General features: G+C 34.2%; 36 protein-coding genes and 1 pseudogene. 23 read left to right on the top strand and 14 right to left on the bottom strand.

Annotation, left to right across the window (positions count from 1 at the left end; translation table 11 throughout):
* Positions 1-376 precede the first annotated feature (376 nt).
* The 3 genes from AC6EI2_RS03325 to AC6EI2_RS03315 form a co-directional block, all read right to left on the bottom strand.
* The gene (locus AC6EI2_RS03325) at positions 377-520 is read right to left on the bottom strand and encodes a Photosystem I reaction center subunit IX (protein WP_498462994.1); all 144 of its coding nucleotides are present in this window, start codon (positions 518-520) and stop codon (positions 377-379) included.
* Between the two features lie 243 nt (positions 521-763).
* Positions 764-901, bottom strand: coding sequence for a hypothetical protein (locus AC6EI2_RS03320; RefSeq protein WP_498462993.1), 138 nt, complete (start codon positions 899-901; stop codon positions 764-766).
* A gap of 12 nt (positions 902-913) precedes the next feature.
* Complete coding sequence (locus tag AC6EI2_RS03315) at positions 914-1,066, bottom strand: hypothetical protein (RefSeq protein WP_498462992.1); 153 nt, start codon at positions 1,064-1,066, stop codon at positions 914-916.
* A gap of 828 nt (positions 1,067-1,894) precedes the next feature.
* Between AC6EI2_RS03315 and AC6EI2_RS03310 the strand changes: the two genes are divergently transcribed.
* The 3 genes from AC6EI2_RS03310 (at position 1,895) to AC6EI2_RS03300 (ending at position 3,272) form a co-directional block, all read left to right on the top strand.
* Positions 1,895-2,059: a hypothetical protein gene (locus AC6EI2_RS03310; protein ID WP_498462991.1), complete on the top strand. Its 165-nt coding sequence runs from the start codon at positions 1,895-1,897 to the stop codon at positions 2,057-2,059.
* Positions 2,060-2,586: 527 nt separating this feature from the next.
* The gene (locus AC6EI2_RS03305; protein ID WP_498462990.1) at positions 2,587-2,880 is read left to right on the top strand and encodes a Notch domain-containing protein; all 294 of its coding nucleotides are present in this window, start codon (positions 2,587-2,589) and stop codon (positions 2,878-2,880) included.
* A 68-nt stretch (positions 2,881-2,948) separates the two neighbouring features.
* Positions 2,949-3,272, top strand: a complete 324-nt coding sequence (locus AC6EI2_RS03300; protein WP_498462989.1) for a hypothetical protein — start codon at positions 2,949-2,951, stop codon at positions 3,270-3,272.
* A gap of 517 nt (positions 3,273-3,789) precedes the next feature.
* On the opposite strand, the gene AC6EI2_RS03295 is transcribed toward AC6EI2_RS03300, so the two are convergent.
* Positions 3,790-4,137 (bottom strand): hypothetical protein, encoded by a 348-nt coding sequence (locus AC6EI2_RS03295; protein WP_498462988.1) that lies wholly within the window; start codon positions 4,135-4,137, stop codon positions 3,790-3,792.
* Between the two features lie 353 nt (positions 4,138-4,490).
* On the opposite strand from AC6EI2_RS03295, the gene AC6EI2_RS03290 reads away from it, so the two are divergent.
* From AC6EI2_RS03290 to AC6EI2_RS03275, 4 genes are all read left to right on the top strand, one after another.
* Positions 4,491-4,634, top strand: coding sequence for a hypothetical protein (locus AC6EI2_RS03290; protein WP_498462987.1), 144 nt, complete (start codon positions 4,491-4,493; stop codon positions 4,632-4,634).
* Between the two features lie 145 nt (positions 4,635-4,779).
* The gene (locus tag AC6EI2_RS03285; RefSeq protein ID WP_498462986.1) at positions 4,780-5,046 is read left to right on the top strand and encodes a hypothetical protein; all 267 of its coding nucleotides are present in this window, start codon (positions 4,780-4,782) and stop codon (positions 5,044-5,046) included.
* A gap of 274 nt (positions 5,047-5,320) precedes the next feature.
* The gene (locus tag AC6EI2_RS03280) at positions 5,321-5,668 is read left to right on the top strand and encodes a DUF8633 family putative protein (RefSeq protein ID WP_498462985.1); all 348 of its coding nucleotides are present in this window, start codon (positions 5,321-5,323) and stop codon (positions 5,666-5,668) included.
* Between the two features lie 805 nt (positions 5,669-6,473).
* Positions 6,474-6,617, top strand: coding sequence for a hypothetical protein (locus AC6EI2_RS03275; protein WP_498462984.1), 144 nt, complete (start codon positions 6,474-6,476; stop codon positions 6,615-6,617).
* Here AC6EI2_RS03275 and AC6EI2_RS03270 read toward each other — a convergent pair.
* From AC6EI2_RS03270 to AC6EI2_RS03255, 4 genes are all read right to left on the bottom strand, one after another.
* Positions 6,612-6,785: a DUF8622 domain-containing protein gene (locus AC6EI2_RS03270; protein WP_498462983.1), complete on the bottom strand. Its 174-nt coding sequence runs from the start codon at positions 6,783-6,785 to the stop codon at positions 6,612-6,614. The genes AC6EI2_RS03275 and AC6EI2_RS03270 overlap by 6 nt on opposite strands.
* A gap of 8 nt (positions 6,786-6,793) precedes the next feature.
* On the bottom strand, positions 6,794-7,267 hold the full coding sequence (locus AC6EI2_RS03265) for a hypothetical protein (RefSeq protein ID WP_498462982.1): 474 nt from the start codon (positions 7,265-7,267) through the stop codon (positions 6,794-6,796).
* Positions 7,268-7,845: 578 nt separating this feature from the next.
* A complete protein-coding gene (locus AC6EI2_RS03260; RefSeq protein ID WP_498462981.1) occupies positions 7,846-8,043 on the bottom strand; it encodes a hypothetical protein in 198 nt (65 codons plus the stop codon).
* Positions 8,033-8,248, bottom strand: coding sequence for a hypothetical protein (locus AC6EI2_RS03255; RefSeq protein WP_498462980.1), 216 nt, complete (start codon positions 8,246-8,248; stop codon positions 8,033-8,035). The genes AC6EI2_RS03260 and AC6EI2_RS03255 overlap by 11 nt, the downstream gene beginning before the upstream one ends.
* 190 nt (positions 8,249-8,438) lie before the next feature.
* Here AC6EI2_RS03255 and AC6EI2_RS03250 point away from each other — a divergent pair, with 190 nt between their 5' ends.
* The 4 genes from AC6EI2_RS03250 to AC6EI2_RS03235 all read left to right on the top strand — a co-directional run bounded on the left by AC6EI2_RS03250 (position 8,439) and on the right by AC6EI2_RS03235 (position 10,873).
* Entirely contained in the window at positions 8,439-8,735 is a 297-nt protein-coding gene (locus AC6EI2_RS03250; RefSeq protein WP_498462979.1) for a DUF1330 domain-containing protein, read from the top strand.
* 81 nt (positions 8,736-8,816) lie between these two features.
* On the top strand, positions 8,817-8,966 hold the full coding sequence (locus tag AC6EI2_RS03245) for a hypothetical protein (RefSeq protein ID WP_498462978.1): 150 nt from the start codon (positions 8,817-8,819) through the stop codon (positions 8,964-8,966).
* A 224-nt stretch (positions 8,967-9,190) separates the two neighbouring features.
* The gene (locus AC6EI2_RS03240; protein ID WP_498462977.1) at positions 9,191-9,517 is read left to right on the top strand and encodes a DUF3104 domain-containing protein; all 327 of its coding nucleotides are present in this window, start codon (positions 9,191-9,193) and stop codon (positions 9,515-9,517) included.
* A gap of 1,077 nt (positions 9,518-10,594) precedes the next feature.
* Positions 10,595-10,873 carry a hypothetical protein gene (locus AC6EI2_RS03235; protein ID WP_498462976.1) on the top strand — a complete coding sequence of 93 codons (279 nt, stop codon included), beginning with the start codon at positions 10,595-10,597 and terminating at the stop codon, positions 10,871-10,873.
* A gap of 36 nt (positions 10,874-10,909) precedes the next feature.
* On the opposite strand, the gene AC6EI2_RS03230 is transcribed toward AC6EI2_RS03235, so the two are convergent.
* The 3 genes and pseudogenes from AC6EI2_RS03230 to AC6EI2_RS03220 form a co-directional block, all read right to left on the bottom strand.
* Positions 10,910-11,134, bottom strand: coding sequence for a hypothetical protein (locus AC6EI2_RS03230; protein ID WP_498462975.1), 225 nt, complete (start codon positions 11,132-11,134; stop codon positions 10,910-10,912).
* Positions 11,135-11,377: a hypothetical protein gene (locus AC6EI2_RS03225; RefSeq protein ID WP_498462974.1), complete on the bottom strand. Its 243-nt coding sequence runs from the start codon at positions 11,375-11,377 to the stop codon at positions 11,135-11,137.
* Between the two features lie 35 nt (positions 11,378-11,412).
* Positions 11,413-11,709 (bottom strand): annotated as a pseudogene (locus AC6EI2_RS03220) (ATP-dependent Clp protease adaptor ClpS).
* A gap of 225 nt (positions 11,710-11,934) precedes the next feature.
* On the opposite strand from AC6EI2_RS03220, the gene def reads away from it, so the two are divergent.
* The 9 genes from def (at position 11,935) to thiD (ending at position 18,860) form a co-directional block, all read left to right on the top strand.
* Positions 11,935-12,468, top strand: coding sequence for a peptide deformylase (gene def / locus AC6EI2_RS03215; RefSeq protein WP_498462973.1), 534 nt, complete (start codon positions 11,935-11,937; stop codon positions 12,466-12,468).
* A 35-nt stretch (positions 12,469-12,503) separates the two neighbouring features.
* The gene (locus tag AC6EI2_RS03210) at positions 12,504-12,683 is read left to right on the top strand and encodes a hypothetical protein (RefSeq protein ID WP_498462972.1); all 180 of its coding nucleotides are present in this window, start codon (positions 12,504-12,506) and stop codon (positions 12,681-12,683) included.
* Between the two features lie 747 nt (positions 12,684-13,430).
* Positions 13,431-13,643 (top strand): photosystem II reaction center protein PsbZ, encoded by a 213-nt coding sequence (gene psbZ, locus AC6EI2_RS03205; RefSeq protein WP_498462971.1) that lies wholly within the window; start codon positions 13,431-13,433, stop codon positions 13,641-13,643.
* Between the two features lie 823 nt (positions 13,644-14,466).
* Positions 14,467-14,745, top strand: a complete 279-nt coding sequence (locus AC6EI2_RS03200; RefSeq protein ID WP_498462970.1) for a hypothetical protein — start codon at positions 14,467-14,469, stop codon at positions 14,743-14,745.
* 1,052 nt (positions 14,746-15,797) lie between these two features.
* Positions 15,798-16,109: a hypothetical protein gene (locus tag AC6EI2_RS03195; protein ID WP_498462969.1), complete on the top strand. Its 312-nt coding sequence runs from the start codon at positions 15,798-15,800 to the stop codon at positions 16,107-16,109.
* A gap of 739 nt (positions 16,110-16,848) precedes the next feature.
* Entirely contained in the window at positions 16,849-17,010 is a 162-nt protein-coding gene (locus AC6EI2_RS03190; RefSeq protein WP_498462968.1) for a hypothetical protein, read from the top strand.
* 23 nt (positions 17,011-17,033) lie between these two features.
* Positions 17,034-17,243 (top strand): hypothetical protein, encoded by a 210-nt coding sequence (locus AC6EI2_RS03185; RefSeq protein ID WP_498462967.1) that lies wholly within the window; start codon positions 17,034-17,036, stop codon positions 17,241-17,243.
* Positions 17,244-17,418: 175 nt separating this feature from the next.
* The gene (locus tag AC6EI2_RS03180) at positions 17,419-18,045 is read left to right on the top strand and encodes a TenA family protein (RefSeq protein ID WP_498462966.1); all 627 of its coding nucleotides are present in this window, start codon (positions 17,419-17,421) and stop codon (positions 18,043-18,045) included.
* 32 nt (positions 18,046-18,077) lie between these two features.
* Positions 18,078-18,860 carry a bifunctional hydroxymethylpyrimidine kinase/phosphomethylpyrimidine kinase gene (gene thiD, locus AC6EI2_RS03175; protein ID WP_498462965.1) on the top strand — a complete coding sequence of 261 codons (783 nt, stop codon included), beginning with the start codon at positions 18,078-18,080 and terminating at the stop codon, positions 18,858-18,860.
* A gap of 135 nt (positions 18,861-18,995) precedes the next feature.
* Here the strand turns inward: thiD and AC6EI2_RS03170 are convergent, their stop codons facing one another.
* Complete coding sequence (locus tag AC6EI2_RS03170) at positions 18,996-20,012, bottom strand: SDR family oxidoreductase (protein WP_498462964.1); 1,017 nt, start codon at positions 20,010-20,012, stop codon at positions 18,996-18,998.
* A 665-nt stretch (positions 20,013-20,677) separates the two neighbouring features.
* Here AC6EI2_RS03170 and AC6EI2_RS03165 point away from each other — a divergent pair.
* Positions 20,678-20,920: a hypothetical protein gene (locus AC6EI2_RS03165; protein ID WP_498462963.1), complete on the top strand. Its 243-nt coding sequence runs from the start codon at positions 20,678-20,680 to the stop codon at positions 20,918-20,920.
* 249 nt (positions 20,921-21,169) lie between these two features.
* On the opposite strand, the gene AC6EI2_RS03160 is transcribed toward AC6EI2_RS03165, so the two are convergent.
* Together AC6EI2_RS03160 and AC6EI2_RS03155 are read right to left on the bottom strand one after the other, a co-directional pair.
* On the bottom strand, positions 21,170-21,430 hold the full coding sequence (locus AC6EI2_RS03160; protein ID WP_498462962.1) for a Nif11-like leader peptide family natural product precursor: 261 nt from the start codon (positions 21,428-21,430) through the stop codon (positions 21,170-21,172).
* A 33-nt stretch (positions 21,431-21,463) separates the two neighbouring features.
* Entirely contained in the window at positions 21,464-21,679 is a 216-nt protein-coding gene (locus AC6EI2_RS03155; RefSeq protein ID WP_498462961.1) for a hypothetical protein, read from the bottom strand.
* 250 nt (positions 21,680-21,929) lie between these two features.
* Between AC6EI2_RS03155 and AC6EI2_RS03150 the strand changes: the two genes are divergently transcribed.
* Entirely contained in the window at positions 21,930-22,244 is a 315-nt protein-coding gene (locus AC6EI2_RS03150; RefSeq protein ID WP_498462960.1) for a hypothetical protein, read from the top strand.
* Between the two features lie 180 nt (positions 22,245-22,424).
* Complete coding sequence (locus AC6EI2_RS03145) at positions 22,425-22,802, top strand: DUF2834 domain-containing protein (protein WP_498462959.1); 378 nt, start codon at positions 22,425-22,427, stop codon at positions 22,800-22,802.
* Positions 22,803-23,235 lie beyond the last annotated feature (433 nt).

Genomic DNA, 23,235 nt, shown 5'->3' with positions numbered 1-23,235 from the left:
GAACTATTCCATGCTTCGACTATGGGTCTTAAGCAAAAGATACACATAGGTATGCTTTCGCAATGGTTGAAGCAGCGAGGATAATGCCAGCGGATAAAGCAGAGAAACTAGATCACATAAAGCAATTAAGATTCAATGTTCAATTAAAGAATTCAAGAAAAAGAATCAACATAAGAATCACTTAGAATTTATTTTTTGTACGAAGACTATGTCTCTTTTGGCAACAATAATTAGTAGACGTTTTTCTATTACTTAACTAAGTGGATATATTGGATAAGCTTTGATGATTCTCCTTATGTTATTACACCTGAATAAGCAATGGCTGTGAATATCGTTATCTTTGAAATCAAAAAGAACTGTATACGCTTATTCACTTTTAGGACATTGGATGGAACAAAAGATCTGGGAAAAAGTAATTAAAAATAATGATGTTGGTAGCTGTGATCGACATAAAAATTGTTGCAACAACTGGGGCTGATCTAAACCATTTAGTTCGAAATATTTTGAATAACGATTTCATAATCTTTAAACGATTACAGAGGAACTAACTTGTAATGCACCAGCAAATAAAAGTAAAGCGGGCAGATTCCAAAGAATCAAAACTTTTAATGCAGTAGATTTATAACTTGCAAAAGTCATTTCTGATAAGTGGAGAGAATGTGTTTTCAGTGAAACGCAGACCGAATATTAATTTAAGGGCTTCCTCCTTTTTTTGTGATTAGATCGGGGTAGGGCTAACCGTTGAATAAATTCTTCTTATGAATCAAAATGTTCCCTGGAACTCAGGAAAAGTCATCCCATCTCCATCATTGTCATCATCATCAAAGCCAGAGATCAAAACCCATATACCACCAAGAGCAAGCAAAGCTGCTGCACAAATGACAATTACTTGGCTTGGCATTTTTAGATTTGTTTAGTAGGTGTTTAAGTCGAATTTTGATTCAGTAGCCTTAACTGGAATTGGATTTTTTGCTAAAGAATCATCTCTTGAGGAAGCTTTGAGAATGACGCCAGCCCCACCTACTAGTAAAACGCCGAACATAATTGCGTGATATGCCGTAAACATTTCAATGATTCAAACAAAACCAATTCTAATTAGTTAAAATTTTGGAATGTTGTAGTACAAAGCGAATGATTGTGGAGTGTTTCTACTACTCATGTCTTGGAGTGATCTATTAATTAATAACGAGCGTACAGATCAAACATAATTCCACCAATAAACTCACCTAGTCCGAACAATGATTTCTTCTTTGGTTGTGCTGAAGTAAATGAAGTCATTACATACATTGGCGAAGTCTATTAACAAGGATTGTTGAAAAGCCAATGAACAATCCAGCTGATGTAGCCAACCTTGCAATAGTTGTTGCTTCGTTGATTCCGTACATAATTTTTTAAGCGTTGGCGTTAGCTTTGCTTAGTCGTAGTTTTAAATAAAAATTGTTAAGTGGCTCTTTTATGGAAAGTATTTTTCCGTAGACCTCTTCGCAATGTTGGAGTAACGGCTTGAAAGGATTCATGTCCATTTTTTTAGTCCTAAACGATTACTGAATAAGAAAACCCCCGCGTTGGAGGGTTAACTAATGGTTTTGAATACAAAAAAAGTGCAGACCTAATGAACTTTTAATGAATTAGCGAAGAGGAGACTGGGATTTCGACGACCGTCCCCCGATCTAGCTTGATGATGCTTCCGTATCACGCCATCAATATGCTTTCACCTTAGAAAGAATTTATTGAGTCCTGATGTTCGGTTGAGGTAGGGCTTTCCTATCTTTTCTAAACCTCTCTAGTAATAAGTAAGCGATTTTATTTACATGCTGAGCAAATTGAGTAATTTTCTCGATTCACAAATGATTATCGTTTCGTCATTGTACAAAGACGATTCCGTACTTCGACTATGGGTTCTTTGCCAAAAGATACGCATAAATATGCTTTCGCAATGGTTGAGGCAGCAAGAATAATGCCAGCAGATAGAGCAGAGAAACTTGATCACATAAAGCAATTAAGATTCAATGTTCAATTAAAGAATTTAAGAAAAAGAATCAATAGAAGGATTACTTAATCAGCAATTAAACAGGCAAAAGAAAACCCTCGCTGTGGAGGGTTTCAAAACTCAGTGAGGAAGTTTTACGAAGAGACAACAGGATTTCACCAACTGTCCCCTGATCTAGCTTGAGCTTGTTGAACGCAACACACCCTTTAACCCAGTCACTACTCTAAATGAAACGATACAAAAGTAAGTTCTTTAAAACTGAAGTTCTGTTGAAGTAGGGCTTTCCAATCTTTGCTTATTCTCTTGTTCGTATGTGGAAACTATTTCTATTACCTCCTCTCCATGCACGAATTTAATTTCACCTGTATCGATATTTGCGACTTGAAGCAGTTGTTTTCATATTGAATTCTTTATATTATTTTAGCTTAACTGATACCTAATTAACTGCCTAACAAATAATTGTTCTTTATAACTCAGATGCTACTCGAGGTTATCTAATAATAAAGAGATATGAGCTAGCCTTTGATTTTAAAAAATGCTTATATGTTGAATGAGAACTAACAATCACTTTTACTTCGACAAAGAATTTGTATTTAATGGATTTAAAAAAAGCACTAAATCTCAACAGCTATGAATGGTGGAGAAACCATAGAAGAGTCGTTACTTTTGGTGGATTCTTAGTTCTGTTCGGATGCTGGGTCAATCCTGTCATTCAAGAATCAAGGAATAAAAATTCGTGTGTTCGTACCTATTCAGAGCTTTATACCGTCCCTGAAGTTCTTGAAAAATTTAATGCGAAGCAATTAGAAGAATTTGGACTCGATACAAATGACTTTGCTAAAGCTTTGGCATATCAAACCTGTACGAGTCAAAAAGCTATTGGTAAATAAATGAAAATAAAAACAATCCTAAAGAGTGTTGGATCTCTTCACTTGTTATTGGGGTAGTTCTAATAAGAGTGTTGATTTTTTCTGTTGATACCATTGCCCCATCAGTCTCAGCAGAAACATTGTTATTTGTTAGAGGGACAGCAGATGTTGTTGCAGCAATAAATATAGGTATTGGCTTCTCTTTAATAATTTCTAGTTCCATCAGAGATCACGAATCTGCCAAGAAAGTTTTACTAGGTGAATTGGTATTGATGCTTTGCCTCTTAATAGTTGCAGTATTCAATACTCTTAATGCAGGAGTCATTGTTGATGCTGGTCCACCTCCACCTTTTTGGATTGTTCTAATTGCAAACCCAGGTTTGTGTACTTATGGATTACTGAAAGGCAAATAAATGAAACGTCTACTATTTTCACCGTTAATATTTGGAGTCACCGTACCTGTTAGGCTTGAATCTATTATTACCCCTCTTGTCAAGATGGAATAGAAGATCGTTGCATGGATTGAAGGCCTAAGAACCTTGTAGAAATCACTAAGTCTGGAAGAGGGATAAAAATTAGAAGGATATTGCGAAGATCAATATGCATGGCCGATAACTTATTTATTCCCAGAAGCCCCCAGATGATAAATATAAATACTTCCCTTCTACTGCTGGCACTCAATGCAGCTTTCGAAAACTAGATCAAAAAGAAAAACCTCATTAATACTCAAAACCTTCAAGACATGTATTGCTACTGAAGGAGATACAAAGACTCAATTAAAAATAAGGGATAAATATTGCTTTGGGTGGAATTAGATGAAAAGCTTTCTAGCTGATCTGTTTTTATTGGGCATTACATAAAAAAAGACTGACCTAAGTCAGCCCATTTGATTACGATAGCAATCGGATGTTTTTTTTTTTTTTGACAGGTTTATGAGAAAACTCTTGGATATGGAGTTTGTTCGTTCATTAATGATGTGTCTATTGGCTTGCAGATATTCATTAATGCACTCAGTCCAAAGCCAGGCCCTGTAGGACCGTCAATGAATTCCTGGAATTCTTCAATAGAAATTTCTTCTTTTGTTTCCCAAATACAGTAGATAGGACCATTTGCAGTAACAGCATTAGCTGAATGGTTGTAAAACCCTTTTTCTTTGTTGGCTGCTACAGCTTCATCCCATCCTCCGCCAGGAGCCATTGCTGCATAAGCAGTTTCCCACCACTTAGAGGAAGTACCAGCTCTGAATTCGTGATGAACGATATAAAAGTTAGAAGCCATTGAGAATTTATTTTGCAGGATATTTTTAACTTAAAAAACGATCATTAAGTTAATTCATCCTGTTTTCATGACTTTGATTTTGATAAAGGTAAAAATTAATACAAGCATTAACTATCGCCAAGGCATAGCTATAAAAAAAAGGAGTAAATGATTGACACTCATGCCTAAAAGAACATGGATGAGCGGTTTTAAATTAAATATTCATGCACCAGGAACGGGATTTGCACTGATCTATTAGCTCTAACTCAAGTGCCAGTAGCAATTAAAACCACAGCGGAAATTTATTGCATTGAAAAGCTAGGTCAGAAATATAATTCTGCAGTTTTAGCGATTATCCAATGTAATGGTGGTAAATGAATCCATTTCAATTATCAATCGCTTTATTAGCTGTTTTGATTTTAGTGATATCTATTTGGTGGATCTCTAGAACACTTAAAGAAGGTAGAAAAGCCGTAGAAGATATGAAACGGGAACAGTTAAATGATCATTCAGCTTGATATGCAGAACATTTATCGGTATACCAAACTAATCAGTAGTAGCAACCGATCTTAGTCGTAGAGGCCGTATCTAATTCTTCGGTTTGCAACATTTTAAATTCCAATTAGTCGAGTCAAAGTAGATGTGTTCTTTGACATAAACGTAATGTATTCATCCTTACTTGACGCAGTATTCGCTGATTCTTTCTTCTCCCCTATTAGAACAGTTTATGTTGTTTCTGATAGTCAGTTAGAAGAAATCAAGCGAAACCAAAGAGAAGAAGAACTCGAGAATATCGAGACTTCTCGTAAGAGGTTGGAAGAGAGTTATCACGCTCGAGTCAAGGTGCTTGATAAACGTGAGCATGAGCTACGAGAAGAGATCAAAGCTCTTGCTTCTGCCAAGAAAGAGCAAGAGAAAGTAACTGCTTAGTAAATACGGTCAGTGGATGAGAGACAATTATAAGGGAGCAATTAGCTCCCTTTTTTTATTGATTTCTTTGTGTGATTGCTCTGAACGGACCCTTTACTATTAAAAGGTCTGCAGATCAATTATTGATTCATTAATAAGCCCAAATCAACTAATATAAAAGGGATTTAGGACGAGAGGAAGGTAAAGAGCCCTAATCTTTAAGCATTAAGACTTATTGATATACTGTAGCCGTTGATACAAAAATAAGCATCCTTCTAGAAATGGAGCATTTGCGATGCCCCTTAAAAAACCACTCCACATAACACCTCAGGGTGGATCAATTCTTTGCTTAGAGGGCTTGACTGGAAGAATTTTTAGAGCTTGTTCTGTGAATCAATGCACCTATACAGGTAATCTTCACAGTGCAAAATCGTTTTTAGACTTTATCGAAAACAAAACTAATAAATTTCTTCCTTCTGGAAAAAATAACGAAAAAATCCCATCTCAACGTAAAACAACTCTTAAATGGAATGAAGACGGAAGTCTATCTTCTATTGATATGGCAAGAATATTGAATCGTCTTGAAAAAACACATTTGACCGAATGTGATCTTTCTTGCGAGTGGGGAACTTCGAATTTGTAGCTACTTAGCCTCTCTTTATCAATTAATCAACTAAAAGAATTTTTAGTTGTAACTTATAGTCATCATTACGGAGGTGGCTATGTCTGTCAGAGACCCCTCTCTACACTTTTTATTGTCGTAGGCAGAGGCGATAGCTCGAATTTATACCGCATGTTCAATAGGCGATGATGGCTTGCGATGCACCTTCCATGCCGTTGAAACAAGCCTACAAGGGAGGCGTTATGAAGATTTCCCAGAAGCTCGCTAAATATCTGATAAAAATATCGTGTCATCTTCTTGCTGTAAGCAAAGTTACTAGGCAGCTTTCAATTTATTTTTGTTTTACTACCAATCTGGGTATTCACCTTGAACTGGTTCTTCGTAGAAATCACCTTTTTCTATACCAGTAAAATATTCAGTTAAAAATTCTGGCTGGTAATGTACTTCATTCATTACTCCAAATCTGATTGACTATACGAACTAACCATTCTCACAATCAGATTTCTAAATGTCTAGAGTTATTAGATACTAAAAACAAATAGTTATGATTCAATTAGAAAATATCTTACAAAATCAAGTATTGATGACCTTGTTGATTGCATCAGTGTGGATAATTCCTGGGTTTGTATTCACAAGAATGACAAATCAAAAATTCAAGAGAAGAGAGCTTGAAAGGCAAGCAAAGAGAGTGTCAAAACTCTATCCGTCCTAAAAGCAGCACTCACTTTGTGAATTTGTCCCTGGGCACTAATACTCAAATTTATATTGTATATAGACAAATGGTTATCGTTTCGCCAATGTACTAGAACGATTCCTTGCTTCGACCATGGATTCATATTTAAAGGACACCCATAGGTATGCATTTGAGCTTGTAAAGGCTGCTAGAGAAATGCCACTTCACAAGGCCGAAGAGCTTGAGCATATCAAGTCAATCAGATTTAGGAGTCAGCTAATAGGTAGGGGACTATAACTTTTTATTCTTTCTGCGATTAGCTTTTCTAGTACAGCCATATCTATAGCCATCTGTCTTAGAGAAGTTGTGCCAACACTGTTTAAAAGTAAAGAGCCAATTTTTGGATTGAGTATTGGTTACTCGATATTGAACTAAGCAATTTTTTTTACAAATATCGCAGAACATATTTTGTATTAGGCATCGGTTTTTACTAATAGTGATGTTTCATCAAAGGTACTAGCAAGATCTTTCGTTTGGAATCTGGAATAACTCAGGAGGTGCGTATCCAGAGTGTGGCCTATCGCATCAGCAACTTGTTTAGGTGCTCTATAAATACCATCTGCCTTGGGTCTGTTATGTCTGTAATAGGCATATCGATGCCTGAAAGAGTATGGAGTTAATTTCTGTTTTTCTCTTGCAACTTCTTCTTTAATTGCTCCCCATGCTTGGCGGCGCGCTAAATAATGCTTGCATTTATCACCTGCCTCTCCGGCTTGCCCTAGGTTAGGCAGCAGGTTTCTACCTTCTTGTTCACATAGATAAAGTTGCTCTTTTAAATGCCAACTAATTGGGCCTTCAATGTTATGAACAAGTAAGGGATATAACCGACGTGGTTCTGTTTTTTCTCCTTTCTTGCCACCTTTACTCTTTTCGTAATTAGTCCGCATCTCTTGACCTGCGTTGCGTGTGTGAATGTATCGGAGGTCCTCTGGTCGAAGCCCATAAACTGCCATGCACTGAAAACCAAATCGCCATTTGTTTCCTGTTTCATCTTCTGGAAAAGAATCAAGCAATCTGAGAATTTGAGAATCAGTTAATGGATAACCTATCCGCTTTTTAGTAGTGACTAAATCTTTATCTGTTACTGCTGGCGGTAACCATGTGGACTCGAACTGCCTCTCCTGAACACAGAATCGCAGAAACCCAAACTAGGCTAGACGCATGTGTCTTCTTTGGGGTGTTCCTTCTTGCCATTGCTTTAATGCAACTTTGCAAAGTGCCGGACCATTTAAAGGTGTGCGTGAACCTTTTCCAGTTGCCTTGAGTAAGTTCTTAAAAACAGGGTCATATTTGCTACGCCATGTTGAATCTTTTACAAGATCTTTTTTAAATTCTCTGTAATCCTCGATTGATTGTTTCCAGTTGATTTCGGTTTCGCTTGAAACTGTATGAGCAATATTGAAGCAAGTTTTTATTTCTAATCTTTGATTTGATTTTTCATAAGCTTTTGCGGCTGATCTAATGCTTAAAGTGCATCAGGCCAATCCGATTCATTCCAGGCATAAGGAATAGTTACATCACCAATAATCTTTTTGTCCTTCCAAGCTTGCACCCTCATGCTTTCCTTCCTTCCTGGCATCACAAGCCAACCTTTAGGGGTAGAAGCTTTAACTGCTTTTCTAAAATCTTTTACCCAACTTGGTTGAACTGTTTTAGTAGGCATCAGGATTATCCCTTTTGTGCTGTCTTGCTTTTGAGTGACAACTATCAGGAGACCATTGATTCTTGACTATCTCTAAGAAGTTATAAATAAAATCGTCAGGACAATTCAATTCTTCTTGAAGGTCGTTTAGCTCATCAGTGAAGAAATCGAATGTTCTGGTGATTGGGCCCGACTGTTGTTCTTGAGTGGGTTTCCATTTGTCCATGGAGTACTAGGTTTCTTGTACCTTATTTTTACACTCACTTGAGTGTAAAAGTACCTCGTGTGCAGCTGGTGTTGAGATCAAAGCTGAACCCAAAAGTTAGATGGAATAGGGGAAGTTAAAGGGTTCTCTAATATTTATATACAAAGTAGTTGGTGTATGTGAAACTCATTGGAATTGTGTTTGTTTTTTGATGGCTAAGGGTCTTTGGCTTGTTACTACAACAGTAACGAATCCAGCTTTTGCTGAATATGTTGAAGCCTTTCAACCTTGGGTTGAATCAGTAGGTGGTTTTGTTTATGCCAAAGATATGGAAGCTGAAACTGTTGAGGGAAAGGGTGGAAAATTGGGAGTTATTATTGAGTTTTCCTCAAAGCAAGCTGCAATTGATGCTTTCAATAGTTCGGAATATCAAGAACTAAGCAAATTACGTTGGGCAAATTCAACAGATACGAATATCACCATTATTGATGGCGGAGTAACTCATTAATGATGGTTCAGTTTGATTTGACTGGATTTAACGGCTAATGAAAAATTCACTTAGGATATTGAATCTACTTACAAATTCAAAGTGAAAAAGGTTATTTCATTAGTTTTTGCTCTTTCAGTTATTGGAAGTCCATCCCTTTCATGGGGTTGGGGTGATGGTGGTTGCTCTTATTCAAAAGAAAAAACAAAACAAGAAACAAAAACTGAGCAAGTAAAAGAAACTGACGCTTAACTTTGAAGACCAAGCCAACCAGGAAGAATTTTTAATTGAATATTATGCTGTTATAAAAAAAGGTGATTTCTACGAGGAACCAATTCAAGGGGAGGATCCCGATTGGTAGATTTATATCTCGGTTGACAGTCGATTTTCAAGGGGGTCTATAGCCCCCTACTTTTTTTGGTATAAATAAACTACAGCACTTCGACTGACTGGCTTTATCTATTAATTCTAGTTAGATGCACGAAATAGAAGAAAATCCACTATTCCTCCAGGTCAAATCCAGAGACACTGTTTTAGTTGGTAAAGATGAAATTTGCAAAGTTCTATCATTTGTTGGAGGTGCAAGAGATCCATTAGCTCCCACGCTTTTTCAAGTCGCAAATGTTGATACAGGTGAAATTAAATTTGTGCATGGTGAAGAGGTTAGAGAGATAGTTTCTACTTACGAGCAAGAAGTACAAAAAAGACTTGAATCTTCGACTGAAGGGCCGATAACTAATATCCTTCCAACGGTTGAAAACTATGAGAAAAAAATAGGCAAAAAGAAATTGAGTGGAAATTAGATGGAAAGCCCTACTTCAACCGAACTTCAGTTTTAAAGAATTTGCTTTTATACTTTTATAAGCAAGAGCGAGTAACTGGGTTCAAGGCTGTGTTGCGTTCAAGCTCTAGTCAGAGAAGGGGACAGTTGTCGAAATCCTGTCCCTTAGCTCTTTAAATCATTAAAAGTTCATATGGTCTGCACTTTTTTTGGTAAACAAAAACTCAAGGTTAGCCTTGCATTTCCTACTTACCAGGCATAACCAATCCTCTTCAATCTTAGAATAGGAGTTTTGAGTAACTATTAAGGCTAGAAAACCCTCTCTAAAAAGAGGGTTTTCTTGTATCGGTAAGTACTTTTGCTACAACAGATTTTGGGAAAATTAGTTAAGGTTATAAAAATTGGTTATTTGTTTGTTCACTCCCTATCACGCAATAGTGTTTGGAATAATGCTCATTTCTGGTGGTGCTTCTCTTTGGCAAATGGGTGAAAGAAAAGACTTCATTTAAAGATCAAAAATAAATGACTTCCTCTCAAACCGTAACGAAGAAAAAATCCAAGTTTGACCTTGGTGAATTAATTGCTTTACTTTTGTTTGATTTTTACGCTCGTTACTAAGCATAAGGCTACCGCCTGAAAGTTAAAGCCTTCATATAGGCGCCGCCTAATCAAAATAATCTCGAATCAAAGCTTTTCTATCAATCTGATTGAGGAACTCTTATTAATTGTTTTAATCCAAATAATCGGTGGGAGAAGCAAATAAAAAAACAATTGCTATTTCTAGATAAGTTATGCATCCAGCTTAGAAGTCCTTTGTTTCAGTAATAAAAATGAAGAGGAATGAGAGAAGAAGGTTGGTTCAAATTCAATAAAGAAGAAAATGAGCAAGATTAAGAAATTGCTTTTTTAGACTCAAATCTATGTATGACAAATCGTAGTCGATAAAATACAAATGGAGTTATTGATGAGTTTGAAATAATAGGTGGGATTATTTCTAACTTGATTGGATTAGCATTTTTTTGTGGGTGATTATTTATTTCGATCAAATCAGAAAAGCAAAAGTTAGACAAGGAGAAAAAGCACCTCCACATCAATAAAAATGATTCTATTTGCAATAGCTCAAAAAATTAGTGGAACAGTTCCTAACCTGAGTGCTTTTGTATTATTTCTTGGTTCAATTGGCTATTGTCTCTTCCTGCTTTCTCTAGAATTTGAATCGTTTTCTAATGTTGTATTAATCAAGCCTTGGAAGTCGCCAAAGGCAGAGGCAATACCAAACATCACGATAAAACTTGAACCAGCAACAATCGTCACAATCCAAGTACCTGTTCCCATATTGAGTGGTACTGCAAAAAAAGGACTAGGCATTCAAAAATAAATTACTAATTAACTCACCCTAAAGAGTTTTGGATATTTAACGGTTCATTCTGTAAATAAAGAAATAAACAATCCAAAAGACAGTCAGGTAAATAAAGAAAACTGTTATTGGGTTTAAACCTGCCACCGAAGCAAATTTCAGTCCTAAAGGAATTGCGGCAAGAATTACCCCATAGCCAAGAATCCGAGTGAAAACTTCCCAGCTTCGTAAGTACCAAGAAATGACAAATCCAAAGAGAACTATAACTGCGAATATTGCCATCTATTCTTTTTCCTTTTTCATATCGTAATTAAATTTGGTAGATGCTTGGTTGCCTTGCCAACTAAGAGTGCCTTGATACATGTCCTCAACTTGTAAATATCTAATTGCCTCATTCGACATTGAATCAGGTGAGGGTGTTTCAATTATTTCCTCTTGAGGAATTGGTTCGACATTATCTGCTTCAGCGGCAAGAGGGCAAATAAACAAAAGAAGACAAAGAGCAAAAGAAAAGAAGTTTTTCATTGTTTTTTTGAGAATTTCTATATGGATGAGAAATTTTATGTTTTTTCAATTGGTACAATTGTTAATCCTTTGCTAACCAACTGATGATGATATAGCTCTGCCTGTTCAAGGGGGGGCTCCAAACTTCCGCAGCACCTTCCCTATCTACTTCGACAGCAAGTTCCCGTGATCTTCTCTCACTCATTTCTGGGTTAATTATCACAAGACAATTTGCTAAATGTTCAAACGAATTAAAATTGTCATCAAGAACTTTTATCCTTGCTTTTGGATATTTTCTTTTTGTTGTATTTGGATCCAAGACTGGTAGTTGTTGAATCAGTAATTTTATGCATAAAAATTGCGGGCAATACCCCAAGATAGATTGACTGTCAACTGAGCTTTGAATCTACCAATCTGGATACTTCTCTTAGACTGGTTCTTTATGAAATCACCTTTTTCAAGGTCTCAGAAATATTCAAATAAATTGTGGGTCTTCTGTTAGGTCAGTCATTTTCGAAACCAATGCCATTCTCCTGCTTTGGGTCGATGTAAGCTATTAATAACATTGTGATTGGTATATGGGTATTCGGAATGTTCTTAGAATTGGGGATCCAGCATTGCGCACATGCGCGGCAGAAGTCCCTGATGCCTGGTTCGGCAGCCAACGTCTACAGCAGATAATAGACGATCTGTTCGATACAAAATTGTATTGTTCTGGAGCAGGTCTAGCGTCACCGCAGATCAATGAACCCTGGAGGATTTTCGTGATTGGCATGGGACATAACCCTCGATACCCCGATGCAGATCCTTTGCCAGAGCGTGTACTTATCAATCCTGTCATTAAATCAATTGGAAATGATTTAATCACTGGTTGGGAGGGTTGCCTTAGTGTGCCTGGTTTGCGCGGTCAGGTGAAGCGTTGGAAACGTATTCAGATAAAATGGCAAGATCGAGAAGGTGCTTTCCACTCAGAAGAGTTGCAAGATTTCCAAGCACGAGTCGCTCAGCATGAAAATGATCACTTGAATGGTGTACTCTTTCCTGACCGTCTTATCAGTCCACTAGGTTTTGGATTTACGGAAGAGCTTCAGGCTCATGGACGGATTCCATAAGCCTCAAATTTTTCATAAAAAGTCTGATACTTTTTATGAAAAATTCAACAGCTACACCAACAGCAACAATGAAGCATTTTAAAAATCTATTCCCTTTTATCGCTGCTATTGGAGTTTTCTTCTTGGCTAGTAATTCGATAAACTGGAAACAAACGAATCAAAAGCCGTCAGTCGAAAACAATATCAAACCTATCCCTGTAAGGGAATTTAAATAATAGATCTATGAATTCATTTTTCAGTTACTTTTCTCTTTTCGCTGGAGTTAAAGCTTTGATCTCTTCTTGGAGCTCTTGCTTAACCTTATCTAGTACTTTTACTTGAGATTGATAATTCTTTCCAACCTTATAAGAGAATCCTTGATACTTTCCAGTTTTTCTTCTCTTTGGTTTGGCTTTATTTCTTATGTCTGACTATTAGAAACAAGGTAAACTGCTCTCATAGGACAGAAGAAATAACCAACGAATACTGCTTCAATTAGAGTCTAATTCATTACAGTGATTCTGAAGGATATATCTATTTTGGCTCGACGTTTTTGATTAAACAATATTGTGAACTTAAATTATATATGTTTTCTACTACCAAGATCGGTCGTTACTACTTTCTAGTCAGGCATCAAAATTATATTGAATATTCCTCTAGTTTTTTCACTTATTAGTCTTACATAGAATTATCTTAACGGCAAAGTGCAGTTTATTTAGTTTGAATTTAAACCTTTTTCTAGCTTACACAAACCAAAATTAATTTTACGCCTATCCAAAGTTTAGGAATGTTCCCGAATAGTTCATAGGACAACAACTTTTTAGATATAAATACCCATTAATGCTGACCAGTAGATTCGTTGAAAATTTATGTAATAATTTAGTTGAAATTTTTTTCCTTTAAGCCTGTTGTAGATAGTTCGCCCTTCGTGCTAATAGTTAGAGATACTTCGGCTTCAGAAATGACCTTTAGATTATCCAAAAATGTTTATTATCGCAGGCATACTTGCTAATGCACTTTTGTTCTCATCGTTGCTGTTAGTGGTAGGTGTTCCGGTTTTTTACATGACTCAGGATAGTCCGGAGGACAATAGAAACGCAAATATAAGAAAAATAGAAGCTCTAGGCGGCGTTTGGTTTGTTTTGGTTTTATTGAATGGATTAGTAGGCGGCATTGCACAAGGTTTTTCTGGTTAAATAAAAACCAATTTATACAATCATTATTTGGAATATCACGGTTTTTATTTATGGCAATTATGTTGATTAATAGTATTAATTAAAATCTGGTCATGAAACGATTGACTAAAGCCAGTATGTTTTTGATTGTATTTAGTGTTGCTACAACATTGCCTTACCAATTTCATTACATAGCACTACTTAAATAAATACATTTAATGTTTTCACCACAACACTCTCTTACATAAACCTCTTTGGTAACAACCTTCATCTACAGAAATATCTACAACCTCATGTAAATAGATGCAATTGAAAGTTTGAAGTTCTTAATTTGTTTGTAACTTTCTTTTCTAGAGAAACTAGCTACTTTTTACTATTCAAATAAAGAGTATACAAATATTCGCAGCGCGATGATAGGTTTATTTTCTGCAGGGATTGATTACTAAATAACAGGTTGGATCATTCATTAACGTAAAGTCCTAACTTTCAAATCTAAGAAGATTCCTCCTCTTTTTAATTGCGTAAATTCTTTTTTGCTTTATAGCTCTAGGTTCGCTCTATAGAATCCTCACATAATTAGATTCGTCTAGGACAGTTTTTCTAACCTGTCTTTATTCATGAGACAAAGAGATCAATCAGCGAAGAATCTCTTTGTTACTTGTCTTTGCTTTATGAAAAAGTAATTAATGGATGATAAGTAGTTTGATTATTAATTTTTATAATTAAGTAATTTTCTTCATTCGCAAAAATGGTATCAACCGCTACACTTTTAGTACGTTCGATTTCCTCAGGGGAATGCATGTTTGGGCAACAGGGAACGGGGTTGCCTCTGCTGAGAAACGTGATGAATCACCTTCCTTTAATCAGAAAAAACATCTGTAGGAAAAACTCACTCCACAATGCTGAGTTGTTTTTGTCTTCCAGGCCAAGTCACTCAAGTCCTACAGAATTAAATATTCGATTACTCAAGCAAAAGTCAAAAAGAAAAGCGATACATCAATCCGAATTGAATCTTGCTTCTAAAAGCAGCTCCAGCTCCTCTCAGTTAAACAGTCACTTGGCTAAAAAAAGGGAACACGAAAAAAGACTTCATTTGGCTCAACTAATTTCAATGAATAGGTGATTATGGCTAAATATTCACCTAAAAAACAGTTCTAAATATTCTTTTGAATTTAAAAGAATATTTAGATTGTATTTAACTGATAATCAGTTAATATTTATACATCGGTTTTTTTGACACTGTATTTTTTGCAATATTAAATATTATTTCTTGTAATACTAGAAAAACATTTTACTCTGCTATTGATACTTTCTGAATTGGCTATTTCGATAAACTAGATAACTTTTTTTAAGGTTAGGGTTCAAAATATACAAAGTTGGAAAACTTTCGAGCATTCATCCCTCGGGTAAAGAGCTTGGTTGTTAAACTGCACGCTGTTTTTCTTATATGACCATGACTCTTCTTGGAAGAGCCTCAATGTTAGCTTTTGTTTTTATGACAAGCAGCTATTTAGTAACTGGGCAAATTATTCCTGGTGTTGCATGAATTTAGAAAAGCACCATGCCAAGCTTTTAAAACTTCAAGCTAAAGCAGAAGCTTGTATTTCAAGAAAAGAGGCACAAAAAATATTAAAAAAATCTGCTAAGACTATCCACAAAATTTCTAGGCCTTAGCAAAATGCTACCTAGCATAATTAGATTTTATGTATGGTGGGAATCAATCTTTTTCAATTCAATCGACAATTTAAATACCTTGGATCCTTTTATTTTTGTATCTAATGCACGTGTAAAGATTATCAATGTTTACAATCTTTGCCACAAAGAATCACTGTCGTGCTCGAGAGTGATGTTATTAGATTGAAGAAATGCTAAAAATTTATTTGTAGAGTTTCTTCGCTTACGACAACCCACCAGTAAGTCTGAGAACGATAAGGACTCTTCCTGTTGTCATCACAACCACGACAAGAAAAATTATTTATGGTGTTTATTACTAAAGTATTTCAAAAAAAAATCTTAAACATTATTTGTATTTTTAATGTTCCAAAGATTACACTTTATATGATTAATCAATTAGGAGTTGAGAAAGAGGCATTGACTACCTATTAGAGTTCAAAAATATTCTTCTTTAGTAAAAAATTATCATTATGGTTTTGTTTATTCTGCTAGATTTAAAAAATGGGACTTTATTATAATCTTACTTCAACTTCCACATCAATTGCAATGATAGGAGCTCTCTTATCATTCGCAGGTGTAGGTTTATTGATTTTGATTTTCAGTGAAGGAATGTTTCATGGACTCAGTAAATTAATTTATTTTTTTGGTAATCAGATATTGATCTCTCGAAGATTATTCTTAAAAAAAAATATAGAAGAGCAAAAAGTTTCAAATAATCAACTTTATATTAATAAAACAGAGATCATAGAAAAAGAAGTCTCCCTAGCAGAACAAAAAGAGTGGCTAGAAAAAATCCTGAAAATGAAAGTTTAACTAAATGAAATTATTAAATAAAATATATCTTGATTTTAAGTATTTATAGCTTCTTTATTGATGCACTGAGTCTTTGAAAGTATTCAAATTGTATGCATTCTCTAAGTGTGTCTTGACCATCTCTACTTGAATCATATGAACAAACTTTTGCTTCCTTCTTACAAAATAAGTTGATGTATAAGTAAAAAAGGTCAGAAATAAAAGCAAAGTTGATAAGCAATAAAAAATCGCTAAAGACATAGGAATAGTTCACCTTAATAATTTACTTATAATTTATAATAGTTAAACAATTTGAAAAGGATGGAAGAATTAAGGTCAATGTAAAAAAAGATGCTTTTTAAAATAAAAAACGTTATTTAAATAACTCTTGTCATAACAGATTTTAATTAAAAAGATATTGGACCTAACATGTAAAAACTAAATTAAACTAAACTAAATATTATGGCTATAGTATAAATTATATAAATATAATAAATTGTTTTAACGAACTTTTCGTGTTTAATAGGAAATAAATGCTTTTTGTATGATTACTATATTTGTAATATCAATAAACAGATAAGTAATTATGGAATCAAGAGATTGTTATAATTCGATACCTCTTAGATTATTTATGAAAACGAGAAATGTAAATAAAGTGCATAAAATATAATTATAAATTACATCAATATAAAGTTATAAGAACAAAGGACTAACTTAAACAGAAAGTCTTTATATATATAATAGATATTTAAAAAATTAAATGTTTCCATTAATAGCCACTGCCGCATTCTTCATATTAGGAATTGCATTTTTTGCTTTTGGTAAGGATGATTTTGGTATTACCAGATTAAAAGAGGATCAAAGTAATACTTCTATAAAAAAAACAGAAATATCAACTTCAAATCAATTAGCAGGAAAATAATCTATTTATAACAGACGTGTAAAATGAATAAATCTCAACTTGCATATCTTTCAGCAATCACCTTTGTCTCTGTAGGTTTAATACCAACAGCAAGAAGCATTTTTTCCGTTGAGTTGTTCAACGATGCACCTATTTTCTTTTTAGCAGGAGGGATATGGTTACTATTGATAATTGCTTTCTTGTATTCCTCGAGGGAGTCTCAACGACAATTTCCAACAGGAGGAAAGAGTTAAATTTTTCAATTGAGTTTATCGAGGGACCCAAGGGAAATAATAAGACTAAGTTCTCTTAAGAAGAAGATTGCTATCAGATCGATTTCGACTGACTACTCTCTATTGTTTTAGATGTTATATCTAGTGTAATAATCAGGAAATGAGGCATGATGTGTATACATAAAATATAAAATCAATGTCGTTAACACAAAAATTATGGGAAAGCAATTATGATCTTGCATTACTAAGCCTTAATACTAAATTCGTCCAGGGTATAAAAAATGGAGATCTTCCTAAAAGAAAATTCCAAGAATATTTAGCTCAAGATTATTTTTTTTTAGAAAGTTTCGCTCGTGCATATGGATTAGCTGTTTCTAAGTCAAGAAATAAAAAAAATATCAAAACTCTGAGCGTACTTTTATCAGGAGTATCAGATGAGTTGATTCTGCATGAAACATATGCAAAGGAATGGGATATAGATTTAACTACTAATCTAATAGAATATGCCACCAAAAAATATACTGATTTTTTAGAAGAAGTCTCCTTAAACTTAAGTTTAATTGAAATAATGAGCGCAATGACACCATGTATGCGGCTATATTCTTGGCTTGGAAAAAATTTATTAAATATGATTTCCGGAAATCCTTATAAAGAATGGATCTTAACTTACTCCGATAAAAGCTTTGACTATCTTGCAAAATCACTAGAATATCTAATAGATGAATATAATGAAGATTATGATATTAACCAAGTTAATTTTCTATATAAAAGAGCTATGGAATTGGAACTAGACTTTTTCAATGCCTATTCTTCTTTCTCTTAAATTTTCACGGATTTATCTTTTAAGGAGTAATTATGTATTCTAAAATTGTTCTTTCCATCGGTGGTAGTGATTCTAGTGGTGGTGCGGGAATTCAGGCAGATCTAAGGACTTTTATGTCTATTAAAGTCCATGGTTGCACAGCCATTACATGTATTACAGCACAAAATAGTATGGGAGTAACTGGTGTAGAAGCTGTTGAAAGTCATATATTAATCAATCAGATTGACGCTTTGTTCTCAGATTTCGAGATACAGTCTTTGAAAACTGGAATGCTATTAAACGAAAGAATAATTATAAATACTGGGACAAAACTGCAGGAATATTCTATTCCTAAAATAATTGATCCAGTGATGGTTTCAAGGACTGGTGCGAAATTAATCGAAGATAGTGCAATTAATGCTTATAAGAAGTTCCTTTTTCCCGTAGCAGAAATAGTAACTCCAAATATTTATGAAGCTAATTTACTTTCAGATGTACAAATTAAAAATGAAGAAGATGTAGAAAAATCAGCCCAAGAAATTTTAAAAATTGGTCCTAAAGCTGTATTAATAAAAGGAGGAGGATTAAATTCCTTGAAGGGTAAAGATTTTTACATTGATAAAGATGGCAATAGAGATTGGTTAATCAATAAAGTTATTAATACCTCAAATACACATGGTAGTGGATGTACACTAAGTGCTGCTATTTGTAGTTATGTTGCTTTAGGATTTAACCTAATTGAGTCAATTAAAAAGGCAAAATATTTTATTGAAAAATCTTTAGAAAAATCCTACAAGATAGGATCTGGTCCTGGACCTCTTGGGCATTATCAGTAAAAGATAGATTCACATTTAACTTATTTCTTTATGTTAATGAAAAAATAATATTGAGGACTAAAAAATTTACAATCAATTAATCAATTAATCAATTAATCAATTAATCAATTAACAAAACAATTCATATAAAAAGATTTAATTTAAAATTGTCATTAGAGAATCAGTCATATCTTCTAATGTTTTTTTAAAGGGGGTTGGCTCCCAATCGAAAATTGAAATGGTTTCGGATACATCTGCTCCAAATCGACCCCTTTTTATCATATTGGAAGTGTTTCTCATGTCTCTATTGAAAATTCCAAGACTGTTTATTAGTTGAGTAGGAACCAATCTCTTTGGAGATTTATTAAATCCAAGTTCTCTTAAAATTTCTGAAATTTCTAGAAACGGAATACTTTTTTGAGACGTTGCAATTATCCTTTTATAATCACTATGGTGATTCGTTAATGCTTGAACATGTAATTTCGCGACATCTCTAACATCCACCACAGTAAAATAAATATCTGGCAAAGCAGGGAATTTACCAGTAATCATTTTTGTAATTAAACTTGCTGATATTCCCTCTATATCATTGCTAAGTAAGGGTCCAAAAACCATTCCAGGATGAATAGTAGTCATTGAAAATGACTCGTCTCTATAGCTGTCAACAAAATCCCAGGCTGCTTTTTCTGCGATGGTTTTGCTCTTTACATAAGCCCCTATGTTCTTTGATGTATCAGTCCAATCATTAGGGTTGCAGTGGCTCTTGTTATGTCCGTAAGCTATTGCACCTATTGAAGAAGTTAGCACTACCTTTTTTACTTTTGATTTATACGCAGCTTTTAGTGCCCTTAGTGTTCCCTCCAATGCAGGAATAATTAAATCATTTTCATTCTTTGGCTCTTCGACAATGCACGGAGAAGCGATATGAAAAAGATAATCACAATCTGAAGCCGCATCGTCCCAGCCTTCATCATTCAGTAAATTTAACTTACAAAATTCAAGATTGTTATTGCTAATTTTTGTTCCTAGGCATTTTCTTACCTCCTCCCCACGATTAAGATCTCTTAGAGATCCTTTTACTTCATATCCATTATTTAATAATTCTAAGATGCAGTGCAGAGCAATATAGCCTGAAGCACCAGTTACTAGAACTTTCCCTTTATTAAGAGTCATTAGATAATTTTATCAAAAAATATACAGATTTTTTTTTCCTAGCAGCTTAAGTTCTTTGGTACATTACATCTTTTTTGAGCTGATCTTTAATCCTGAAAATCCGTCTTTCGCAATATTTTTAGCTTCATCTACCTTTGTCAGAACAACTTATATCTTCGCCGCTGTTTATGTTCATTTATAGGCTTGTTTAACTATCACCCTTTTTATGATGATGAGTAATGATAAAACATCCATTTTTATTGATGTTTCTTTAGTATTGGATGTGCTAAAAGTACATTGTCTTATCTAAGTATGATTGAATCTTGAGATGACAACTTCTTATTGCTCTTTTAAAAACATCATTATGGACATATAAACTTTACTGATAAATGTCTGATGTTGTTCTTCTGATTGTTTTTCTTACTTTTAACGATAACTAAGACGTAACTAAAAAAAAGTATGGAATGTTATATTTTGCCGGCTAAAAAATGATAAGTAAGGTGTGGTAAATTATACCCTTAAGCATCGTTATGCAAAGGCTTCTTATGCAGCTGATATTCCATTGATTAACATTTATCCGTTGCTATGAGTTACACCACAGAAGTGCATCATCAAAGTTATGTAAGATCCATCCCATGCGGTATAACCTATCTATATGCTAAGCGCAATGCGAGGGGCAACTAAATATGAAAAAGAAACTCAACTCGCTCAAATATTTTGCTCCTCTAGTTCAGCTGGCTCTCTGCCCTGTAACTATTTTGTTTTTATGGACTGTGCTTACGGGCCCTGAGGTGATTCCTGAAGTCAATGATGAATCAGTTCGTGAAGATAGTATGATAAATAAAGTTATGAATAACAATTTTTCAGCAGTTAAGAAGAATATAAGACAAAAGAAAACTCTCTTGTTATTAAGAGTTCACTATATATAGTTTGAGGATGATTTCGAAGAAAATAGGTTCAATATCTCAAATCTTTAGTTATGCAGTATGGGGATAAACTTCCTTTGACTATTTTGGCGAACTAAGGACAGGATTTTACCCTCTATTCCATACGCTAATTGATTTTGCCTACGTAATAAGACATCGAAATAATAATAAAGTGTATTCTCTAAAATTACGTCACTCGATTTAGTGTTTTGGATCGCAAATTTTTTAATGGTTTGGTTATTGCAAATCCCATTATTTAGTACTTTTATAATTTGTCTCATTTGGGTCTATTCCACTCTCACCGAAGCTATAGGATGGAGATGTATCTTGTTTTTTGATTTTTACACCAGCAATATTCACTTTTGACGCTGCTTTTAATTCATCGCCAGTAAATTTATAACCAAATTCTGAGGCTATTTCTGCAATTTCATTTGCGGTAGCAGCAACTTTTATGGCATTGAGTAACTCTTTATTTCTTTGAAGATCTGAGAGAAAAGCCTTTATTTCATCCATAGTCATATACCCATTATGACGAAACCTTTACCCTTAGGAAACTAGATTTGAATGTTTTAACCAGTTGGCGATTGTCACACAGACAGAAAAGTTCACTAGCATCATTCCAAGTGCTCCCAACATTTTGTAGTTAGGGTTATTGTTCATAAGAGAAAATATTCTAGATAAAAAACCTTCTTGTGTTTTTTTAGGTTTAAGCTCTAAAGATTTTTCTGAATGAGTTACTTCTTCAGAGTTGATTTCAGTCACGCTTTAAAAGAAAATTTTTTTGTTCGTAAGAGCATAAAGAGTAACTAGCTTAAATGGCTGATTATTTATACAAACCAGAGTAATGAGTGGATTTCGAAAAGATTGCTCAAATTCATGAAGTAAGTCCTAAAACCTTTAAGCAATTAAAAAACTAAGGTTAGTGCATATTATTACCAGGTTGTGTACGTTATTGGCTAACCCTTTTACACGTGCTTAGTTAGTATTTTTTTTATTTGTGTTGTTCTTCATTGTGTTTCAACTGTCAAAGCTAAAAATTATTGAACAAATTATTGAAGAGTGGATTTATTGCTATCCAAGCAGAACCCTCTCAGAAGAAAAGATTGAAATCCTAAAAGAACAACATTATCAAAATCTAAGAGATGATATAAGAGGCGTTGTTAGTGGGATAGTTTTTGCCCCAGCATGGATTTGTCGTGAGATTGACTTGGAAGAAGGGGCTAGTTGGTTCTTAGTACTAGCGACTTGCTTGGATTTAATCCACTCCAATAAAGATGGGAAAATAATCACTAAATATACTGATCATTTTCTTAACAACCTTGGCTGATCAATAATTGTCTAGTTATTTCAGCTCCTAACTAGCTAATGGCTGATATTAATAACAAGATTATTTGGTATTCAACTTAAATTTTTAACCTTCTATATTTGTCGATAACTTTAAGAAAAAAGTGACTTATGTATTTTGTTGATTTTTTATACATCAAGAGATTATCCTTTTTAGCTATAAATGATTTTTATTTTAAACCTAATGTGGGCTAACATTCGTCTTTCTATTTATGGAGTAACGGCACTAGCTGGGTTGATTTGGCCTTTTTACTTTATAGCGAAATTTGTCAGTCAAGTACAAAGTGGTTCTGTTGGAAGCTCAGTTATCGAAATAGCTAATACCTTCATTGATGGAGCTTGGGCAACACCAACATCTGGCTTCGTTTCTGCTGATACAGCAGTTTTATTAATTGCAATATTTACTTTTTATGCAGCCGAGGGGAAAAGACTGCAAATGAAATTGTGGGGTATTTACTTCCCTCTTACTTTTCTGATTTCATTAGCTTTCTCATTTGGTGTTTTTATGTTTATGAGAGAAAGAACAATCAATGGTGATTAGAAAACTGAAGGTTAAGATTATAATCTTTGTTTTTAATGACTGGTCATCATTCCCCTTATGAGCAAGTGTTTGGCATGTTGATTTGCCTAACGCATGAATCTATAAAAATCTCTTTGTGATCCTGAAGAGTAAACAGACTCCATAGAAGTAGATTTGCCATTTTTTTTAAAACAGTAATATTTGGTAATCGAGTAGTTATTATCCCTTCTTCGTATTTAAATACATTCCTTGAATTTCATTGAAATTATCTTACAAAAATACGTCAGGATTTTCTAATCTGAAATAAGCCCTCCTCCTTCTACATCTTTGCTTTTTGTACGCCCTTTTTTATGGAATAATTTTTTCGTCAACACCATTAAACTATTGGATTGCAAAATTTTACTTACTTTGGTTTTATTTTAGGTGCTTTCATGAGAGAGTCTTTTGTAAAGAT

It is taken from the genome of Prochlorococcus sp. MIT2302 (assembly GCF_059772385.1).
The sequence above is the reverse complement of the archived record's forward strand: the minus strand, read 5'-3'. Positions and strand labels throughout refer to the sequence as shown.

Excerpts from the sequence above, each read along its gene's own strand:
- AC6EI2_RS03280 (WP_498462985.1), top strand. The coding sequence starts at position 5,321 with ATGCCCCTTAAAAAACCACTCCACATAACACCTCAGGGTGGATCAATT.
- AC6EI2_RS03225 (WP_498462974.1), bottom strand. The coding sequence starts at position 11,377 with ATGAAAAACTTCTTTTCTTTTGCTCTTTGTCTTCTTTTGTTTATTTGC.
- AC6EI2_RS03160 (WP_498462962.1), bottom strand. The coding sequence starts at position 21,430 with ATGGATGAAATAAAGGCTTTTCTCTCAGATCTTCAAAGAAATAAAGAG.
- AC6EI2_RS03235 (WP_498462976.1), top strand. The coding sequence starts at position 10,595 with ATGATTCTATTTGCAATAGCTCAAAAAATTAGTGGAACAGTTCCTAAC.
- AC6EI2_RS03165 (WP_498462963.1), top strand. The coding sequence starts at position 20,678 with ATGAAAAAGAAACTCAACTCGCTCAAATATTTTGCTCCTCTAGTTCAG.
- AC6EI2_RS03255 (WP_498462980.1), bottom strand. The coding sequence starts at position 8,248 with ATGGACAAATGGAAACCCACTCAAGAACAACAGTCGGGCCCAATCACC.
- AC6EI2_RS03195 (WP_498462969.1), top strand. The coding sequence starts at position 15,798 with ATGGGACTTTATTATAATCTTACTTCAACTTCCACATCAATTGCAATG.
- thiD (WP_498462965.1), top strand. The coding sequence starts at position 18,078 with ATGTATTCTAAAATTGTTCTTTCCATCGGTGGTAGTGATTCTAGTGGT.
- AC6EI2_RS03210 (WP_498462972.1), top strand. The coding sequence starts at position 12,504 with ATGAAAAATTCAACAGCTACACCAACAGCAACAATGAAGCATTTTAAA.
- AC6EI2_RS03285 (WP_498462986.1), top strand. The coding sequence starts at position 4,780 with ATGTATTCATCCTTACTTGACGCAGTATTCGCTGATTCTTTCTTCTCC.
- AC6EI2_RS03145 (WP_498462959.1), top strand. The coding sequence starts at position 22,425 with ATGATTTTTATTTTAAACCTAATGTGGGCTAACATTCGTCTTTCTATT.
- AC6EI2_RS03265 (WP_498462982.1), bottom strand. The coding sequence starts at position 7,267 with ATGCGGACTAATTACGAAAAGAGTAAAGGTGGCAAGAAAGGAGAAAAA.
- AC6EI2_RS03325 (WP_498462994.1), bottom strand. The coding sequence starts at position 520 with ATGAAATCGTTATTCAAAATATTTCGAACTAAATGGTTTAGATCAGCC.
- AC6EI2_RS03240 (WP_498462977.1), top strand. The coding sequence starts at position 9,191 with ATGCACGAAATAGAAGAAAATCCACTATTCCTCCAGGTCAAATCCAGA.
- AC6EI2_RS03190 (WP_498462968.1), top strand. The coding sequence starts at position 16,849 with ATGTTTCCATTAATAGCCACTGCCGCATTCTTCATATTAGGAATTGCA.
- AC6EI2_RS03295 (WP_498462988.1), bottom strand. The coding sequence starts at position 4,137 with ATGGCTTCTAACTTTTATATCGTTCATCACGAATTCAGAGCTGGTACT.
- AC6EI2_RS03290 (WP_498462987.1), top strand. The coding sequence starts at position 4,491 with ATGAATCCATTTCAATTATCAATCGCTTTATTAGCTGTTTTGATTTTA.
- AC6EI2_RS03230 (WP_498462975.1), bottom strand. The coding sequence starts at position 11,134 with ATGGCAATATTCGCAGTTATAGTTCTCTTTGGATTTGTCATTTCTTGG.
- AC6EI2_RS03260 (WP_498462981.1), bottom strand. The coding sequence starts at position 8,043 with ATGCCTACTAAAACAGTTCAACCAAGTTGGGTAAAAGATTTTAGAAAA.
- AC6EI2_RS03315 (WP_498462992.1), bottom strand. The coding sequence starts at position 1,066 with ATGTTTACGGCATATCACGCAATTATGTTCGGCGTTTTACTAGTAGGT.
- AC6EI2_RS03250 (WP_498462979.1), top strand. The coding sequence starts at position 8,439 with ATGGCTAAGGGTCTTTGGCTTGTTACTACAACAGTAACGAATCCAGCT.
- AC6EI2_RS03200 (WP_498462970.1), top strand. The coding sequence starts at position 14,467 with ATGAATCACCTTCCTTTAATCAGAAAAAACATCTGTAGGAAAAACTCA.
- AC6EI2_RS03305 (WP_498462990.1), top strand. The coding sequence starts at position 2,587 with ATGGATTTAAAAAAAGCACTAAATCTCAACAGCTATGAATGGTGGAGA.
- AC6EI2_RS03275 (WP_498462984.1), top strand. The coding sequence starts at position 6,474 with ATGGATTCATATTTAAAGGACACCCATAGGTATGCATTTGAGCTTGTA.
- AC6EI2_RS03180 (WP_498462966.1), top strand. The coding sequence starts at position 17,419 with ATGTCGTTAACACAAAAATTATGGGAAAGCAATTATGATCTTGCATTA.
- AC6EI2_RS03270 (WP_498462983.1), bottom strand. The coding sequence starts at position 6,785 with ATGTTCTGCGATATTTGTAAAAAAAATTGCTTAGTTCAATATCGAGTA.
- psbZ (WP_498462971.1), top strand. The coding sequence starts at position 13,431 with ATGTTTATTATCGCAGGCATACTTGCTAATGCACTTTTGTTCTCATCG.
- AC6EI2_RS03320 (WP_498462993.1), bottom strand. The coding sequence starts at position 901 with ATGCCAAGCCAAGTAATTGTCATTTGTGCAGCAGCTTTGCTTGCTCTT.
- AC6EI2_RS03310 (WP_498462991.1), top strand. The coding sequence starts at position 1,895 with ATGGGTTCTTTGCCAAAAGATACGCATAAATATGCTTTCGCAATGGTT.
- def (WP_498462973.1), top strand. The coding sequence starts at position 11,935 with ATGGGTATTCGGAATGTTCTTAGAATTGGGGATCCAGCATTGCGCACA.
- AC6EI2_RS03185 (WP_498462967.1), top strand. The coding sequence starts at position 17,034 with ATGAATAAATCTCAACTTGCATATCTTTCAGCAATCACCTTTGTCTCT.
- AC6EI2_RS03170 (WP_498462964.1), bottom strand. The coding sequence starts at position 20,012 with ATGACTCTTAATAAAGGGAAAGTTCTAGTAACTGGTGCTTCAGGCTAT.